The organism is Shewanella sp. 4t3-1-2LB, assembly GCF_017368415.1.
GTDB classification, from domain to species: Bacteria; Pseudomonadota; Gammaproteobacteria; order Enterobacterales; family Shewanellaceae; genus Shewanella; species Shewanella fodinae.
The window spans coordinates 1-490 of sequence record NZ_JAFNJD010000137.1 but is presented as its reverse complement, the minus strand read 5'-3'; the positions used below and the strand labels follow the sequence as shown (position 1 = coordinate 490).

General features: G+C 33.9%; 1 protein-coding gene. It reads right to left on the bottom strand.

Going from position 1 to position 490, the window contains the following annotated elements; translation table 11 throughout:
• Nucleotides 1–480, bottom strand: a 480-nt coding sequence (locus J3L11_RS18980; RefSeq protein WP_242695343.1) for a WavE lipopolysaccharide synthesis family protein, incomplete at its 3' end; no start/stop codon positions are given.
• Nucleotides 481–490: the final 10 nt, after the last annotated feature.

Here is a 490-nt window from a genome sequence, read left to right as displayed (position 1 = left end):
CACCTTATAACTTTGCAATAATTTGCCGTAGCTGCTAGCTTCTATGTAATTATTGGGGAATGTGATGGAAAGTTTTTTACAAATATTTTCACAAAGTAATTGTTCAGAATTGAATGGCGCATCCGTATTCTCGGGAGTTCCAGAAATTTGAAACAACTTGCGATAAAAACTCTTACTTCTGGGATAACTAGATAGTCTACTTGCATCAAATGTCGCATCAGACCACAGTTTAATCATGTCCTCTACTAAGCCAAACTGCCAAAAATCTGATATTAAATACGGCATATTTGGTAAAGCATTGGCGCCAATACACATCATAATGTGTTGAATTAAGCCTTCATTTAGATAACTAATAGCATTTTCTTTATTTTTATAAAATTCTGCAAAATCTGAAAAATCATCGAACCAAAAGTCAGTTCTCATTTTGACTGCATAATTTGTTGAAGCAGATTCCAGTCCGGATGATGTAGAATGTACCATTCTATTATAG